We start from the raw sequence: 17564 nt of genomic DNA on the forward strand, positions 1-17564 counted from the left end.
TTTTTGTTCCATAAAAGTTCCTTCCCAAATAAAAAAGTAGAGAAAGCTCTACTTTTCTCTACCTTTCTCTACTTTTTCACTTTGCTTCATTCGTGCTATAATAAAGGCATTGAAAAAGGAGCAGTTGCTGGACACAACTACTCCTCCTAGCGAACCCGTTAAGCGGTGGCTAGCCTAAGTTAATGTTTAATAACCATCATCAGCTCGTCAAAGTTGAGATGGTTATTTTTTTTGACTTAATTTAATAAGTTCAATCACAATGCCGATAAACGTTAGAATAAACATTCCAAACGCGAACAACAATGTTAAGACATCCTTGTCGGCGACTTCACAATTTGTTCCGCATGCCGGCTCCTCTTACCTACTTAATTGAGGACCCTGACTGTGCCCTCTGTCTTGCCCCCTTAGTTTTTGATTTTCTATTTGCAGTTGTTGGTTCTTTTTGTTTGCTAAATGTAGCTGCGCTATCAACTCTTTTTTATCTTGCTTCAGCGCAACAATCTCTTGCTTCAAAGACGCTACTTTAGCCATTTGAGCATCTTTTTGGTCTTTCGTGTTGATTAAGTATTTTTGTAAATTAGCGACAGCATCATAAGCTGTCTGATCGTTAGCTTGAATTTGTTTCCGTAAAAACGCTTCCTCGTCAACAGATTTCCGCATGGCACCAACACTATTGGCTAAGTCAAGAAATCCGACATTTTGTTGCTCACGAAATTGATTCTGCTGATTTAAGATTTTTTCGTGCGCATTTTCGACGGTTCCATTCTGTGTGGAAATGGTTTCTAACTGCTTAGCCAAGCTTTTATTGTCACGATACATTTTGTAAAATGTACCAGCAATCGCCGCCAAAGATGCTAAAATACCACCGAGTTCTGTCCAAGTCATAATACTATAGGTGCCAATCATTTGTAGTCTCCCTTGATGATACTTGTTCTTTTGATGAAATGATCTATTTGGGATTCATTGCTTCACTAAGTACTGGGTCCTTATTTTGCCTTCCCAAATAAAAAAGTAGAGAAAGCTCTACTTTTCTCTACTTTTTCACTTTGCTGTATTCGTGCTATAATAAGGGTATTAAAAAAAGGAGCAGTTGCTGGACACAACTACTCCTCCTAGCGAACCCGTTAAACGGTGGCTAGCCTTTATAATTACTGATAAATAACTATCTCAGACCGGCGAAAGTAGAGATGGTTATTTTTTTTGACTTAATTTAATTAGGTCAATGACAATACCAATCAACGCTAGAATAAACATTCCAAACGTTAATAGTAAGGTCAAGACGTCCTTGGTAGACATCTGGCATCTCCTTTCCTAGAATGTGGGGATTGGGTCATTACACCATACGCACCACCTCCAATCGAGGATAGCCACCATCTTCACTTGTTCACTATGAGTATTATGATAACATGCCACTCTGCTTGTTTTTCATTCCTGCACGTCTTCAATTAATCGTAAGGGTTCAGGATACAAGTAATTGGGTTTGATGTCATGTCTTCGCCGTGATTGCGGATAAGCTTCTTGTAGTTTACGCAAAACTTCAGCTTTGCTTTTTCCGACGATGAAAAGTTGATTGGAATAATAACCAACCGCTGCTGTATTGCCCATTAAAGGCCTCCTTATCAATAGTTCGTTTAAAAAAAGTAGAGAAATCTCTACTTTTCTCTACTTTTCTCTACTTTTTATTATTTAATTTAAGCGTGCGCATAATTTGATTGGACTAGAGTGCGCAACAGAAACTTTGTATCGACTTTAAACGGCGATTCGAGGAAATTAAAGAATTGTTTTTCTTCTTGAGGACTTAATTCATTCATCAACATACGATCTAACTCTCGATTCAACGCTTTTCGCACTAAAATGTCATTGGTTGCTACTTTAATAAATTCTTGGAAATTTTTTCGAACTTCTTGTCCCGTTGTCTTCTCTGGATTCATCTGTAATAACTTTTTGTAAGCAATCACAGTTTCTTCTTTAGAAAAAATAGTCAGTGTTTGTTGTAAGTTCCTTAACCAGTCATTTCGTAAAATAATATTTAACACCGCATCAGATACAAAAGGTGACTTGGGATGCTTCGAAATATAACGAGCGAATGATTTTAAATCTTTCGCTTGATCGGCAGTTAATTCATATTCATCGACGACCTTCTTATCTGCCATGCTTGAGAGATGAATAAGTTCTTCTCGTAAATCTTTCTGAATGAAATTTTCTTCTCTTTTTCTCCGATCTGCGCGATTATAAAAAAAGACAATCTTAAATATTTGACGACTAATCAAAAAATCGCCAGTAAAAATATAAATATAAAACCAGATTGTCATAGGTAGCAATAAAATAACTATTGGGATAGTTAGTAATAACATTTTCTCTACTTTTCTCTACTTTTACAAGATAGTTCAATATATAAAGATGAAAGTTGAAGTATTTAAAAGTACTTTTACCTTTAAACGAAAATTAGCGCACTCAGCAACACAATCAAAAGTGCCATCAGAAAATGAAAACGCTTATGATTCAATAAAATGGCGATATATTCACGAATCAACGCATTTGGAAGGAAATAGGAAGATGTTTTCGATCCAATACCGTTAATATTTAGACCAACTAAGCGGGCATATCCGGCAGCACGAAAAACATGATAATCACTTGTTGTAAAAATCCCCTTTTTAAGGTTAAATCCTCGCTCTTCCAATAATTCTTTTGAAAAAAGCATATTTTCAAAGGTATTTTTTGACTTATCATCAACTAAGATTTGGTCAGCAGGCGCACCATGTTCAACAGCATATTTCTTCATAGCAATTCCCTCTGGGAGTTTCTCATCACCTCCCTGGCCACCAGACATGACAAGGGTAACCTCTTTACCTGTTTTTTTCAGTTCTGCCTTTTGAAAATCAATTGCAAGTTGTATTCGTGAGCCGAGCAAAGGGGATACCTTGGTCCCGTCAATCAAACCCGATCCTAATACTATAACGTATTCCTGATCATACTTGGGACGAAAAAGTTTAGTAATAACAAAAGACATTAAAAATGTCAACACCCAGAAAAGTAAATAACGCACAAAAAAAGTCGAAACATTTTGTAGAAACGTAATCGTTTTCGAATGAGGCCACCAATGGTTTAACAAGTGAAAGCCAACCGGAACAATTATCAATAGAAATCCGATAATTAATGTTAAGACATTGCCTAATGAATGACTTTCACGTCGCCAAACAACCAAGCCGTTAAAGATAAATAGATAAGCCGATATTGCTGTAAGTAAGATGATTGGTATCGCAATAATGACTACGAGAACGAAGTATCCCCTTAGAAGCATCGGCTGATTGAGAAACATCAAAATCAATGTCAAAGTTATAAAATAGGAAAGAATGGTAAAATTAGCCACAATTCCACAAAGCAATCGGTAACGATTTTTTTTTACCAAAAGATAGAGAGCATAAGTTAGGAATCCTGTTAAAATCAACGATAAAACTAATGGAATGGCCAGTAAACTAAATAGACGAGACATAAATAACTCCTTACTTTTTATAGATTAATTATAAGATACTTGAAATAAAATAATAATGCGACTGCTTTATATTTATGTAAAAAATATTTTCCTTTTCAGTAAAACGCTACTCCGAAAATTCATTATTCCAAAAACTCACTCCCTTGCCCGATGTTTCTTTTTCTTTCTTTTTTGGCCATCTGCATTGCTCCGATCATGAATTATGTTGCTAATTAATTAACAAACAGAAATCTCACATAAATCTATTATAGCGGTTAAACGAAGAATGACTCAACTAAAGACATTGGTTACCGGTGAAACCGTCTTTTTTCCAAAATAGGTTTCACTCCCTTTAAAAAGAGTTCACTGTCAGGGCCGGGTGAATTTTCGAATGGAATCGTTCCTTTTTTACTATTTGACTGGTACGGTTAAAAGGACCAAATTCCAGTAATAGAATAAAACCGGTTAATAATATCTCTTTTCTATCCCTCTTCTTCCTTTTCAGCAAAATAATCTTGTAACCGCAAAATTGACTGATAGTACCAAGCTGTACAGTCTCTAAATCTGCATCATCTAATATTAATTCCGAGTGGTGCAATCCTGAATTGCCTCCGATACCAATTTCTGCAAACATAATGGTAAATTTACTCGTATAAAAAGCAAAATCTTCATCATCGGATGATGACGAAAAGTTCACCAAATTAGCATAGTACTGAATATTCTCGGCCAGAATGTCCGTCTAAATTGAACTATTTTCTAGCACTGGTGATCCCGTAATCCACTCAATTTCTGCTGAAATACCGTATGTTACAGAACGCCCCACATGGTGCACATCTTTGTATTAAATAACGTTTTCTTCATAATGCACCTATTATATTTTAAACATACATATCACTTTTTTAAATTGAGTCAATACTCTCAAATTAAATACATTACGGGTGGATCGTACACAATATTTTATACTAGCCTATATTTAGTGACACCATGTATTAGAACACAGAATTGCAAAAAATATTTTTTAATATTTTATCTAGATTCTCTATTTAATATTATAAATCCAGTTTAACTCATCACCCATTTAATACATTACATCGTCAAAAATATTTTGACCATCTTAATTGAATTGATTGCTGATATGGTAACATTATTGTAAGTGTTTACATACATTATTCATAATCTAAATAACTTGTTGTATTAAAAATAACCCATAAATTAAAAAACTTTCCAAATTAAGGAAAGTTTCTTTACAAGCTAATCATTATAACTTAGTAACTGAATACTCATAAAATTGTCAACTTCATTCTAAAACCGAAAAAATGGCATCAGTTCTTTCTATCAGTTTGAATCCGTTGCACCAAGGCTGGAGCATGTTTTCGTGGCCAAAAAACATAAATAATTAATCCTATTTTGAGATAATTTAGTACCATCAAAGCCATAGATTCAAAGCGGCCATCTTGAATTTGAGACATGTCATTAGCTGTTCGCATGTAATCGGTTGCAAAATGCAAAGCAATCGGATACCAAAGGCTTCCAGTCTGAACATATAAAGCACTGTATGCAAGACCACCAAAAAAAGATAAAACAATCTGAACTAGAACATACTGCAAAGATGCATGAGACAAATTAGTAAGATGTAACAATGCAAAAATTAAGTTAGAAATAGCCACAGCTTCCATCAACTTGCGATAAGAGTATCCATTACGCGATGTATAGTCGAGAAATCTTCCTAACAAAACACCCCGTGTTAAGAACTCTTCAGAAAATCCCCCCATCACACCAGTGGCCAAACTGATAATTAGATCAGGTGTTTTAAAGAATGGCAAAGCCATTGCAATTATCAAAAGCCAAAATGCATAGTCCCATATAGTAAATGATCTATGCATATAAAAAGATTGTTTAGTAATCCAATGATTTAAAAGAATCACCACAAATAATTCACTTATTTTAAACAAAAAATTCGCTTCAAATTGAGTTAAATTAAAGTGATAATATAAAGCATTCAGAGCTTGATAAACACCTAATTGAGTAATTAATAATTCCAGTACTAAAAATAATGCAACTGGAATAATCAAACCAGTTAAAGTATTTTTCCGTGTCATTTTCATCATCCTTTTTAATCTAATATTTTACTACTCTATCATGTCATGAAGTAAATATCCTGTCAATATCATAAAAAAAGGTTAAATCTAATTTTATAGTTGATTTTTGAGGACATTAATCCAAACAATTTCGATGGTTAGAAGTAACACATAAAAGTTTCTTACTCTTTGTATAAAACAATAATTAGAATCGGAAAACTTCTTATTAGAAAGTCCAAAGAAGATGATCAATAGAATCCAATACTGCCTTGTAGCCTTATACAATGAATCAACACAGACTAAACACCATTCTCATTGTTTCACGAAAACGTTACTAGAATCGGATTAACTTCAAATTGAGTAATAAAATACTAACGATGTAAAATAAAAGTTCTGTCGCACAAAACAATAGCTGGTTCAAAAAATCTAATCATTATGATGTTTGGCCATCAGTAATTGCCTGATGCTAAGACCTTTCATTTGTTAATCAGGTAGAGCATGGAAACTTTACAAAATCTGCATTACCAGATATCTGGCGATGCTTACTTTTCTTTTTTCCATTTCATTTCCCCAATCATGAACAACATTGTTTTTTAATCAATAACTCCAACCTCAAACTTAACATTATGATAATGTTAGACGAATGATGATCCAAATAAAAAAGAAGTCAAAACTCGGGACGAGTTTGACTTCTATCAGACAGAATCGCTGATTTACGGCAATCACACCCAGTTATTGTGGCATGACCCAATAGCTATCATCATTATGTTTCTTCAGATAATTAATAAATTCTTTTGATTCGTAGGCCCTTTGGACAGCCTTTGCCCACTTAGTTTTGGCATTCTTTTTTGTCGTGGTTGCTACCAAATAATAGTCACTTTGAATCTTTTCAGCGACCATCATCTTCTTTGATGAAATCTTAGCATTGTAGGCCACAGAACCAGGAAGAATTACGTAACTAAAGTCTCCAGTTACTCGCGGAATTGTTGATGAATCAATTTCCTTAAAATTCAAATTATACTTATTTTCAACAATATCATTTTTAGTTGCCGTAATTGGATTGACACCGGAACGAAGCTTAATCCAGCCTGCTTTTTCCAGTAATTGGTAAGCTCGTGCCGTATTGGACGGATCATTTGGAACCGCGATCGTATCGCCATCACTAACGGCCTTTAAGGAGTGTTTTTGTGCGGGGTAGAGTCCCATTGGAACTGTTGGAATCTTGGTTAATGCCGTCAACTGGCCATTCTTTTCTTTATTAAAATTATTCAAATAAGCAGTGTGTTGATCAACATTTAAATCAACTTGCCCCTCGCTAAGGGCAATGTCAGCATTTAATAAGTTAGTAAATGACTTATTTTCGACCTGATAACCCTCTTTTTCCAAAATGGGCCTTACTCCCTTTAAAAAGAGCTCCTGTAAGGACCAGGTGAACTGGCTAAGGTAATGATGTTTCCCTTTTTACTATTAGACTGCTGCGGATAAAAGGACCAAATTCCAGCAAGCGCAATCAAAATAAAAATTAAACCGGTTAACCAATATTTTTTCTGCATATTTCTTCTCCCTTTTCAATAAAGTAGTCGTGTAACCGTAAAACAGACTGATAATACCAGGTGATGGCAGTCTCTAACCCGGCATCGTCTAAGACTAAATCAGATTAGTGCAAGCCTGAGTTACCACCACTACCAATCTCTGCAAACACGCTGGGGACTTTACTCGCATAAAAAGCAAAGTCTTCACCGCCAGCTGATGGCGGAAAGTTCACTAAATTAGCATGATGCTGGATATTTTCGGCCAAAATGTCTGTCAAGATTGGATCATTTGCAAGCACTGGCGGACCAGGAACCCACTCAATGTCCGCTGAAACACCGTATGTTGCTGCTTGACCATTGATAATCTGGTAAAACTTCTCTTTGGCCCGTTCACGATCATGGTCCCCAAAAGTACGAATTGTTCCTTCAAACCAGGTACTATCCGGAATAACATTCCATGTTTGCCCTCCTTTAACATGGGTAACCGATAAAACGCTTTGTCGGTAAGGGTCAAGAGAACGACTAACAATACTTTGTAAGGCCGTGACGATACTAGCTAAGGCTAAAATGGGGTCAATATTTTCATGGGGCTTGGCAGCATGACCACCAACACCCGTTAATTTGACTGCGAATTGGTCAACAGCCGCATTACGACCGCCATTAGCCACACTGATTTGACCAACGGGTAAATTCGGATGATTGTGATAACCAACAATCACGTCCACGTCTGCCAAACCACCACTAGCAATCACCTGCTCTGCGCCAACATGGGTTTCCTCTGCCGGTTGAAAAATTAGTCGTACTTTGACCGTTAATTGACCGGCTTTTTCTTTAATCCTTTCAGCGGCCCCCAGCAAAGAAGTAAGGTGAAAATCATGACCACAGGCATGCATGACATTGGCTTGCTCAGAAGAAAAGTCTAAATTTGTTTGTTCTTGAATCGGTGGGCATCAATATCGGCCCGTAAAGCGACTGTGTGTGAAGCTCCTTCTGGACCAATTTCTGCAATCACACCGGTCTGTAAGGCCTTTGGCGTAATAATAGTGTAACCTAAATCGGCTAGGTAAGCCTTAATTAATGCTGTTGTCTGATATTCTTGACTGGAAAGTTCTGGATGCTGATGAAAGTAGTGGCGAATGTCACTCAAATCAGTCATCGTTTCAGTTGCAGTGGTTAATTTCATTCATCAATGCCCCTTTTTAAAACAAAGAAAAAAGGACTAGTCTCCACCATTTCTGATAGACACTAGTCCTCACATAAAGAACTAAAGTTGTTACGATAACAATGCTGTCCAAATCAAATGATGGTTCTCAAATATAGAACATAACGTTCGACAATCAATGAGAACCAAACACAAGATTAAGTACCCATTTATTGTTTTGACATTCGAGAACAGCACATTTTCATCATCATTATCTTCCATCTTTTTCTAATATTAATTTAATAATAACACTGAATTTTAATTTGTCATTTTTTTAAATCATTTTTAGTTTTACCAGTTCGAACGACCTGCTCGTACGATTAACCGTCTAACCAATCAAGCTAAGGAACGCATCCAACATTTTATTTTTTTGAAAATGATGGACTACCAACTGGCTGCTTCTTAGCTGACACAGCTAGTTGATCAGCGCCAACTAGCTTTTGAGAATATTGAAGTGATTTAGACAATTAAACAGAAAACTTTACATATGAAGCTCATTTATCAATTTAAAATGATTTTATCCATCTTTTTAGAAATTAAAGCGTTGATTGTCAAAGAATAATTAAAATTAAATGACTGCGGTTGTCTGTCCTAATATTTTCATCGAACTTAAATAATCAGCGACAAAACAATCCAAATTGCTCGTCAACAAGTGGAAGTCTCTTCCCATATTGTGAGCAACTTTTTTAGTGTCAATAAAGCCATTTTTCAAATAAAAATGATAGCGAGCTTCACGTTGCTGCCTATTATCAGCATCCTCAAGCGTACTTTCAGATTCAAGAATAACCCCCCTGTGGATAGCATTCTTTTAAAGCTGATAGTGTTTTACCACCAATTCTCTGACCACGAATTGATTGATCAACAGCTAAATAAAGCACAAAAGCTTTATCCTTTAAATCAATCAAATAAGCGATTCCTACGTTTTGTTTGCCATCAACAAGGACCATCATTTTGATTTGATCATGATCAACTGATTTTTACTTGAGTTCTTTAAAAGGAATTTGTTCGCTTACAGGAAATGCCTCACGATAGATTGCTTGCCAGTAATCACGATTGGTCTGATTTAACGGAATAAATCGCACATTGTTGCCTTTACTTCCATTTTATAAGTCAACTTATAAAAAAAACAAAAACTGATCTTAAGGATTACATAAAATTAGAATAGCATGATTCCCTGCCATCGTCAAACCCATCAAAAAGCCACTCTCCTTAAAACTAAACTAAGGGAGTAGCTGAATGAAAATCTGCATATCACAGACGAATTACAAAGTACGATTAACGTAACACTGGTGAATTATTCACATCAAGCAATTCAAATGGCTTTCGATCATAGATATCCATTTCGTATGGCAGATAATATCGTTGACCATCAATGGTCACGCTCGAACCGTGAAAGAGCTGCTTGTACAATGGTGGTTGCCGATACAAAATCAGTGGCCGCTTGGTTTTGGTGTCATCCCGGTGAATAAAAATCTCAACATTCTGGTTGGCCGCAAAACGTTTTTCCAAGGTATAGTGGCCATTTCTGGGTATCAATTGTTGTCCGGTACTAAGCGAAACCCTTTGACCAGGTTCGGGACGGATATTGACTTTTAAAACATTAACTGTCTCTGGCACTGGCAATGAAAAACGTAGTTCTACTGGTGCCTTGACCGGTTGCAGGATTTCTAAGCGAATTGGATATTCCATGTTCCCGTAAGCAATTCCAGGAATACTTTTTGCTGAAGAAAGTGTCAATTCTAAGAACAGGATGCTCGCAATAGGCCAAACTAGGAGTTTTGTCCAATTAACGTTTACTTGTAACTGAACGATTTTCAATGCGGGCAGGCGCTGAACGCCCCCCACCATGCCAATCAGGGTTATTACGGGGTAAAGCATTGGCAAAAAATAGCGTGGTTCAACTTCCCAAATAAAAGTATGAAAGATGGTCAAACCAATGGCTGCCAGTCCGATTAGGTAAGTAAAGGCTCTTTGATTTGTTGTAATTGGTTGATTCTCATAGGGTTGCCAAACTTTAATTAAGAGCTGGCCTCCTACCAATAAGACGGTGGTCGTAGCAATGATGGTAAAAAATGTCGTTAGCATCACCTGATGGTGAAGATAATATCCCGGCGCCTGATCATAACCACTGGCATACCGACCAAAGCCAAAGAGTGGGGTTCCAAGCAAAGTCTGAGACTTATCCAAAGCTAATTTGAACCAACCGGCAAGACCAAGCATTTGTAGTCGATCTTTGATAGAATCCATCGTTAAATAGGTTTTCTTTTCGAGCTTGCGCTCAATGTCAAGACTCTCGTCATTGAAATCGTAAGCACCCTTACCACTCGAACCAAGTGGGTTTAATCCCATATTGATCCAATGAGTTGCCGGTAAGGCAATTTTCTTCTGTGCACTTTGGCTGTAGCCGTTTGAGCTAGCAATCGACTTTGTCGCCACTGTTGCCGTGATAACCCCCAAAGTTAGAGAAAAGGCAATCACCACCACCCGCCATCTTTCGGGCATCTTCAAGAAAAAAGTCATGAAAATCAGAACCACCACCGCTGGCAGTAAGATGACCATATTGGGCTTAATGGCGTATAGCAAAGCATAAACCATGATCGTGGCCAGATTGGCCCCCACTACTACCAGCCTTCTTTGACTGGTGAGTCCAACAGCTACCAAATAAAAGACAACCGTGGTACAAGAGATGGCCCAGGTATCCGTATAGGTCACCATATTGGGGTAAAGGTACATCACTGGGTAAAAAAGTAAGATGACAGCCGTCAAGGCAATCGCTCGGATATTTTTACTTAAGCGCCAGCTCGTTAGCAAGGTGAAAATTGTCACCATGGCTAACAAGAAAAAGTTCATCAGCCGCAATGCCAATTGAATGGAAAGACCAACTGACTGGGCGAAGACCATGACCTTACTAATTAAAACAGTAAAGAAAACGAGGTTGGGATAAACGTAAAAGTATTCCTGACTCCCGTCAAAATTGCTATGCCAATTCTGATTGCCATGTAAGAGTTCGGTTGCCTTAATTTGAACGTTCAATGGATCTGAAACATCATTAATCTGAAAATGAAGGGCAACATAAAGCAATAATAAGAGGTTGAGGGCGATACATAGGACCGTAACAGTCAACAGAAATACTGGTTTTTTAACAAAATCAAGACGCGTAATCGCTGAATAGCCGGTCATCAAGGCCGGAATCAACAGCAAAATAGCAATCAGATTTTCAAGGTGCTGGTTCAATGCCTGATTTAACAGTAACAATACGATAAAAGCAGAAAAAGCAATTTGAAAGCCACGCTTAATAAACATCAATTTCCCCCAAATTCTCGCCTCTTTAAAAGGCGGAGTTCTTAACTAGATTATAGCATTTTTCCGTTAACCAACTGCTTGTAAGGCTAAATTCTGTTTTTTAAATTTTGTTAAATTAGTTCTTAGTGCTAACCGCCAAATTGTTACTATGTTAAGATAATACTAATGAGCACGTATTAAATAGCGATGTTCTGACATCGCCTAATGACTTAGTACATATTAGAGAGGCTGAATCATGAAAAAGAACGAAAAAGTACAGGCAAACGATGCGCTCTGGTGCCTGGTTGATCACCGTGAATACGATTTGATCGATGGTAATTTTATCCATGAACTGGATCCCTATATCGCAACACTGATTCAAAAAGATTATCCGAAGGTTGCCAACAATAGCTTTATTTGTAGTGAACACCTTGTGCGTTACCGGCTCCAAAAAATGGATAAGATGATTCGCGAGGATTCACACAAAAACCGGCAAATCAACGAACGGATGACGCGACTAATGTCCAAGGACAGTTATCGCGTGATTGATGTTGAAAAACAATTGGAAACAACTTTGACGTTTGGTCAAAAAGTAGCCGATGCCGTTGCCCGCTTTGGTGGTTCATGGCCTTTTGTGATTACCTTTATTGGCATCATTATTGTCTGGATTTTCATTAACTCCGTTCACCTCTTTGGCCTCCACTTCGATCCATTCCCATTCATCCTTTTAAACCTCTTCTTGAGTATCATCGCGGCCATCCAGGCGCCTTTAATCATGATGAGCCAGAACCGGTCAAGTACCTATGACCGAATGGAATCAAAAAACGATTACCACGTTAACTTGAAATCCGAAGAGGAAATCAGAATTCTCCACTCAAAAATTGATCACCTTATCCAGCAAGATCAACCGAATAATATGCAAATTCAAAAAATGCAAATGGAGATGCTTGCGTCGATTAATAACCAGCTAACAGAGGTCCGCAAACAACAAAAAGACGAAAAATTATAAGTTCACTTATCAAAAAGAGACTCACTTAACAATTCTTAAGTGAGTCTCTTTTTTTAATTAGTAAAAAAAACTTTTGAAGCGTCGAATTGCTTTTGTCAAATCTTGTTCTGATTTGGCATAAGACAAACGCAAGTAACCGGGCATCCCAAAGCCCTCGCCAGATGGTACGGCGACGAGTTGCTCCTTCAATAGTGCCATTGAAACCTCATTGGTATTTTGGTAACTGTGTTCTTTCATAAAATCAGGGTTAACTTTAAAGAAAATATAAAACGACCCCTCGGGTTTAAAGGGAATACTAATATTTGAAATATTCAGCATTGCCGTGTACATATAGTTCAGGCGGTTTTCAAATGTCGTCTTCATCTTTGCCACACTGTCTTGGGGACCATTCAAGGCCTCGATAGCAGCATACTGAGCAGCGACGGTCGGATTTGACGTCAAATGTCCCAAAATTTTATTCATTGCTTGAATAATTTCACTATCCGCCAGGGCCCAACCAATCCGCCAACCAGTCATGGCATAGGCCTTGGAAACACCATTAATTACAATCACTTGGCTATTTTTGAGATCCGCCAGTTCGAGAACCGAATGGAATTGTGTCTGACCATAAACAAGTTTTCCATAAATTTCATCTACCAACAGGTAGATGTCATGCTCTTTCGTCCAGTCAACGATTGCCTGGAGTTCATCAGCGGTGTAAACCGCCCCACTTGGATTATTTGGTGTATTCAAAATTAACAGCTTTGGCCTTTGTTCTAATTGTTCCAACTGTTCAATCGTAATCTTAAAATCAGAATCCTCTGTTTGCACCACCTGCATGCTACCACCGGCCAGTTTTATCTGTTCCGAATAACTAACCCAGAACGGTGCTGGGGTCACAACTGAATCACCAGGATTAATTAAAACCTGCATCAAAGTGAACAGTGCTAATTTTGCACCCGTTGTCACGGCGATTTGGTCAGCAGCAACGGTCACATCGTAATCTTCTTTTACCCGATTGGCAATTGCTGTTTTTAACTCGCTTAAGCCACTAGTAGCTGTATAAAAATCAGTCTGATGACTATTAATCGCCTGAATGGCCGCTTCACTAATATTATCGGGTGTCTGGAAGTCCAGCTCCCCCTGGCTAAGGTTAACAACATCCTCTCCAGCTGCGATCATTTCTTTAGCGGTTTTTCCCATCGCTAATGTTGGTGATGCGGCGATTTTACTGACACGGTTGGCTAACATTTTTTCTCCTTTTTACTGCTGTTGGTACAGCATCCTAATTCTTTCGGCCATCATTCGACTGGGAGTCACTAAATGCCACAAGTGCGCGTGATAGATTTCGTCGGTGGCATTGGCTTGGATTCGTAATTGTTCCCAGGCAGCTTCCAGTGAAACCTGTCGGAACTGCAAGGCCTTTTTAACGGGCCACTGGGGTAACACGCCTAAATCAGCAGCAATCACCTTGGCAATCACTGGGTAGCCACCGTGAGACGCACGATCGGCAAGTAAAATAATTAATTTTCCATCACGGGAAACTTGGATACCGCCATTCAAATTAGCTCCTGACAGCAAATTTTCTGATTTAAACGAGAGCTCCGGGCCCGCGATTCGGTAACCCATTCGATTAATATGCTGCCCAAGCTGGTATGGCGTCGTTACAAATTTACGCCATTCTTTTTGATCAAACCACTCCTGCTCTGGTCCAGGGACAACATCAAGACTGTCTTGCTGAAGAAAACTCGAGGGAATATCGATTTTCGTTTTAGTTAACCGGCTATCAATCTGCTCGATTTGTTGATAATCGGCAATACAAATGCGATCCCCCTTGGCTAACTGGCGACCATGAAAACCACCTAAATTAACGGAAATACTTGTTGATTGTGAACCTAAAATGCTTGGGACCTGGACACCACCAGCGACCGCTAGATAGGCAAATCGCCCCTCCAATAAGTGGCGAAAATTCAAAATATCTCCTTTTTGAACGTAGAAGGGACGGTCTTGCATAATTGCTTCACCATTCAACGTTGGCTCTACTCGGGCACCGGTAATTGCCACCACCGTTGGGGCGGTGAATTCTACTACACCACCAGTTATCGCAAACTCGACACTAGCCTTATTTTCACTCGGATAGTTACCAACAAGGGCATTCCCATATTCGTAAGCATAGGCGTCCATCGCACCGGAGTTTAAAAAACCTTCGCCCTGGTGACCAATCCGTCCTTTATCTGGGACGGTTGCTAAAATACCGGGATCAACCATAATCATTTTATTCATTGGTCTTCTCCTTTGAAAAATAATCGTTCACGCTCACATTTTTTAGTTGGCGAAATTTTTACTCATCGATTGGTAAAAACTTGATGGCGTCGCCTGCATGAAAGATAACCGTGGGCTGCTGTGAATCAAACATCTTCAAGGGGGTTTGCCCAATGATTTGCCAGCCACCCGGTGAAGTTACTGGATAATAGCCAGTCTGTTCGCCACCAATGGCAATCGATCCGGCAGGAATTTCTAACCTAGGTGTTGCTTTGCGGGCCGTGTGTAACGGTGGATCAAGACCACCCAAGAATGAAAAGCCAGGTAGAAAACCAAGCATATAGATTCGGTACTCACGATTGGCGTGCAGGTCAATCACCTCATCGATTGATAGGTCGTGAATGCCAGCCACTTCCTTTAAATCAAGGCCAACTTTTTCGTTGTAAAGTACTGGAATTTCAAAGACTGATGTGGTGCGAACCGACTGATTTTGCGTCTTTAACATCAGCTCATGCGCTAAAATTTCCTTAAAATTGTCTAAGTCGATGACCAAGGGATCAAACATAAAACTAACTTCACGATAAGCCGGCACGATATCCAAAATACCCGGAATATGCAGTGCTTCAATCCTTCTAGCGATGCTTAAGATACGTTCACTTACCTCTTCAGACATGACGTTAGGAAATTCCAAATTAATACAGGTATCACCTGCCATTTTCATTTTGGGTTCCATGCGGCCTCCTTTTAAAATGTTATGATTAGCGTTTCAACACCGGAAAAGGTCATGAAAGCGACTACAATCCAACCAAGAACACTTAGCAAGATTGGATGCTTATATGCCATACCCATAATTTTCGTTTTGCTGGCACCAATCAAAAGAATACCCAAGGCGACTGGTAAAATCAGGCCATTAACGGCCCCCACAATCACGAGAATTTGGGCTGGCTTACCAATCAAATAGAAGAACAATGTTGACAGGACGATAAAGGCAAGCACCAAGTTTGGTCGTGCCTTTTCAAATTTTTGATTACCAGCGGCATCATTTGAATAGTTCAGGAATGAAACGGAAGTGAAGGTTGATCCCAGAATCGACGTCATGCCGGCTGCAAACAGCAATAGGCCAAAAAACTTAAAGCCAAAATTACCGGCAGCGATTTTAAAGATATCAGCTGCGGGGTTCAGCGCATTCAACTTATGACCAGCCATGACAACTGCCAAACCGGCTAGAAAGAGCATAATCCGGATGACGGATGCAATACCAATACCCGTTAAGGCCCCTTCATTGACATACTTCAACCCTGCTTTTCCACGAACACCACCCTCCAATAAACGGTGGCCGCCAGAAAATGAAATATAACCCCCAACTGTTCCACCAACAATCGTCACGATTGAATAAAAATCAATACTCGTTGGCGCAAAAGTGTGTGTTAAGGCGCTGCTAACAGGAACGGTTGTGACCGAAAGAATGTAAATCAAAAGGGCAATTTTAACGACTGCTAGAACTTGAACCGTGTGATCCATCACCACGAGTGCGTTGCGAACCAAAAAATAACGATGGCAAAATGGCGGCCAAAACAGCCCCGTTTTCTGGCGAAATGCCAAACAATACATTTAGTCCTAATCCAGCTCCTGCAACATTACCGATATTAAAGAAAAAGCCGCCGACAACAATTAAAAAGGTTAAAAAGTAACCAAGCCCTGGGAAAATCTCGTTGGCAATTTGCTGGGCATGCTTACCAGAAACGGTGATAATTCGCCAAATGTTCAGTTGAACGATAATATCAATGACAATCGTTGCCAAAATCGCAAAACCAAAATTTGGTCCCAGCTTACTAGTAAAGGTCGCCGTTTGAGTTAAAAATCCTGGGCCGACAGCGGCCATGGCCATCACGAAGGCCGCCCCCATTGCTACTGAACGGGCGCTGCGCTTTTGTGGCGCTGTTTCATTTACAATCGCTTTACTTTCCATATCAATGCTCCGTTTTATTTTTATAGTTGACTAGTAATTGAAATTCCCTCTTTGGTTAATGCTTCTCGAATCTGTTTGACCAAGAAAATGGCCGCCTGGTTATCGACATGCACGCAAATCGAATCGATAGCTGTTGGCATGACATCACCATTAACGGCGGTAATTGCTTGGTCTTGAATCATTTTGACTGCCCGTTTGGCAGCGATAGCTGGATCGGTAATAATGGCGTTTGCTTTACTGCGTGAAACGAGCGATCCATCTGCTTCATAATTCCGGTCGGCAAAGGCCTCTTGCGCAAATTTCATTCCAGCGGCTTTTGCTGATTTGATTAATTCGCTGTTAGCTAAGCCGTAAACGACCGTTTGCTCATCAGCGGCTTTGATGCCAGCAACAACGGCATCCGCGACTTGGCGATCTTTTGCTGCTAAATTATAGAGTGCGCCATGCGCTTTGACGTGATGGAGTCGGTGCCCCGGCACAAAAGCAGCTAATGCGCCAACTTGATATTGCACCAGCGCCTCAATTTCTGCTGGCGCCATCTCAATTTTTCGGCGACCAAAACCCTGAAGGTCATGGAAGCCCGGATGAGCCCCAATCGCTGTTTGATTTTGTAACGCCAAGGCCACTGTATTTTTCATAACGGTTGGATCCCCGGCATGAAAGCCACAGGCAATATTGGCTGATGTAACCTGCTTTAGGACTTCTTCATCGAGGCCGATTTTATATTTTCCAAAACTCTCGCCCAAGTCCGAATTTAAATAAATTTGCATCGCTTTCTCC

General features: G+C 39.2%; 19 protein-coding genes and 1 pseudogene. 1 reads left to right on the top strand and 19 read right to left on the bottom strand.

The genetic code is table 11. The features are described 5' to 3' along the window. Positions 1–222: 222 nt before the first annotated feature. The 14 genes from AOQ32_RS09145 to AOQ32_RS00055 all read right to left on the bottom strand — a co-directional run bounded on the left by AOQ32_RS09145 (position 223) and on the right by AOQ32_RS00055 (position 11586). Positions 223–303: a putative holin-like toxin gene (locus tag AOQ32_RS09145; protein ID WP_420889740.1), complete on the bottom strand. Its 81-nt coding sequence runs from the start codon at positions 301–303 to the stop codon at positions 223–225. A gap of 54 nt (positions 304–357) precedes the next feature. Next, positions 358–885, bottom strand: coding sequence for a hypothetical protein (locus AOQ32_RS00010; protein ID WP_158531841.1), 528 nt, complete (start codon positions 883–885; stop codon positions 358–360). Positions 886–1191: 306 nt separating this feature from the next. After that, positions 1192–1296, bottom strand: a complete 105-nt coding sequence (locus AOQ32_RS00015; protein WP_059393014.1) for a putative holin-like toxin — start codon at positions 1294–1296, stop codon at positions 1192–1194. Between the two features lie 129 nt (positions 1297–1425). Beyond that, positions 1426–1605 carry a hypothetical protein gene (locus AOQ32_RS00020; protein WP_059393015.1) on the bottom strand — a complete coding sequence of 60 codons (180 nt, stop codon included), beginning with the start codon at positions 1603–1605 and terminating at the stop codon, positions 1426–1428. 86 nt (positions 1606–1691) lie between these two features. Continuing rightward, positions 1692–2312 (bottom strand): hypothetical protein, encoded by a 621-nt coding sequence (locus tag AOQ32_RS00025; RefSeq protein ID WP_207657362.1) that lies wholly within the window; start codon positions 2310–2312, stop codon positions 1692–1694. A gap of 122 nt (positions 2313–2434) precedes the next feature. Continuing rightward, on the bottom strand, positions 2435–3493 hold the full coding sequence (locus AOQ32_RS00030) for a YdcF family protein (RefSeq protein WP_059393017.1): 1059 nt from the start codon (positions 3491–3493) through the stop codon (positions 2435–2437). A 331-nt stretch (positions 3494–3824) separates the two neighbouring features. Further along, positions 3825–4106 carry a hypothetical protein gene (locus tag AOQ32_RS00035; RefSeq protein ID WP_059393018.1) on the bottom strand — a complete coding sequence of 94 codons (282 nt, stop codon included), beginning with the start codon at positions 4104–4106 and terminating at the stop codon, positions 3825–3827. A gap of 688 nt (positions 4107–4794) precedes the next feature. Then, a complete protein-coding gene (locus AOQ32_RS00040) occupies positions 4795–5571 on the bottom strand; it encodes a CPBP family intramembrane glutamic endopeptidase (RefSeq protein WP_059393019.1) in 777 nt (258 codons plus the stop codon). A gap of 711 nt (positions 5572–6282) precedes the next feature. Further along, positions 6283–6936: a MetQ/NlpA family ABC transporter substrate-binding protein gene (locus AOQ32_RS00045; protein WP_242976694.1), complete on the bottom strand. Its 654-nt coding sequence runs from the start codon at positions 6934–6936 to the stop codon at positions 6283–6285. Between the two features lie 17 nt (positions 6937–6953). Further along, entirely contained in the window at positions 6954–7103 is a 150-nt protein-coding gene (locus AOQ32_RS08945; RefSeq protein ID WP_242976704.1) for a hypothetical protein, read from the bottom strand. Positions 7104–7207: 104 nt separating this feature from the next. Beyond that, positions 7208–7975, bottom strand: a complete 768-nt coding sequence (locus tag AOQ32_RS09085; protein WP_338066414.1) for an amidohydrolase — start codon at positions 7973–7975, stop codon at positions 7208–7210. Between the two features lie 26 nt (positions 7976–8001). Then, positions 8002–8265 (bottom strand): hypothetical protein, encoded by a 264-nt coding sequence (locus AOQ32_RS09090; protein WP_338066415.1) that lies wholly within the window; start codon positions 8263–8265, stop codon positions 8002–8004. Positions 8266–9059: 794 nt separating this feature from the next. Then, positions 9060–9230: a hypothetical protein gene (locus AOQ32_RS08595; RefSeq protein ID WP_158531843.1), complete on the bottom strand. Its 171-nt coding sequence runs from the start codon at positions 9228–9230 to the stop codon at positions 9060–9062. 328 nt (positions 9231–9558) lie between these two features. Continuing rightward, on the bottom strand, positions 9559–11586 hold the full coding sequence (locus tag AOQ32_RS00055) for a glycosyltransferase family protein (protein WP_059393020.1): 2028 nt from the start codon (positions 11584–11586) through the stop codon (positions 9559–9561). A gap of 235 nt (positions 11587–11821) precedes the next feature. Here AOQ32_RS00055 and AOQ32_RS00060 point away from each other — a divergent pair, with 235 nt between their 5' ends. After that, the gene (locus tag AOQ32_RS00060; RefSeq protein ID WP_059393021.1) at positions 11822–12574 is read left to right on the top strand and encodes a DUF1003 domain-containing protein; all 753 of its coding nucleotides are present in this window, start codon (positions 11822–11824) and stop codon (positions 12572–12574) included. 57 nt (positions 12575–12631) lie between these two features. Here the strand turns inward: AOQ32_RS00060 and AOQ32_RS00065 are convergent, their stop codons facing one another. The 5 genes and pseudogenes from AOQ32_RS00065 to AOQ32_RS00085 all read right to left on the bottom strand — a co-directional run bounded on the left by AOQ32_RS00065 (position 12632) and on the right by AOQ32_RS00085 (position 17554). Further along, a complete protein-coding gene (locus AOQ32_RS00065; protein WP_059393022.1) occupies positions 12632–13804 on the bottom strand; it encodes a pyridoxal phosphate-dependent aminotransferase in 1173 nt (390 codons plus the stop codon). Between the two features lie 12 nt (positions 13805–13816). Next, on the bottom strand, positions 13817–14836 hold the full coding sequence (locus AOQ32_RS00070) for a 5-oxoprolinase subunit C family protein (protein ID WP_059393023.1): 1020 nt from the start codon (positions 14834–14836) through the stop codon (positions 13817–13819). A 58-nt stretch (positions 14837–14894) separates the two neighbouring features. Then, a complete protein-coding gene (gene pxpB, locus AOQ32_RS00075) occupies positions 14895–15548 on the bottom strand; it encodes a 5-oxoprolinase subunit PxpB (RefSeq protein ID WP_059393024.1) in 654 nt (217 codons plus the stop codon). An 11-nt stretch (positions 15549–15559) separates the two neighbouring features. Next, positions 15560–16784 (bottom strand): annotated as a pseudogene (locus tag AOQ32_RS00080) (NRAMP family divalent metal transporter). Between the two features lie 20 nt (positions 16785–16804). Continuing rightward, on the bottom strand, positions 16805–17554 hold the full coding sequence (locus AOQ32_RS00085; protein ID WP_059393025.1) for a LamB/YcsF family protein: 750 nt from the start codon (positions 17552–17554) through the stop codon (positions 16805–16807). Positions 17555–17564 lie beyond the last annotated feature (10 nt).

The sequence above is a fragment of the Fructobacillus tropaeoli genome (assembly GCF_001047135.2).
GTDB lineage: Bacteria > Bacillota > Bacilli > Lactobacillales > Lactobacillaceae > Fructobacillus > Fructobacillus tropaeoli.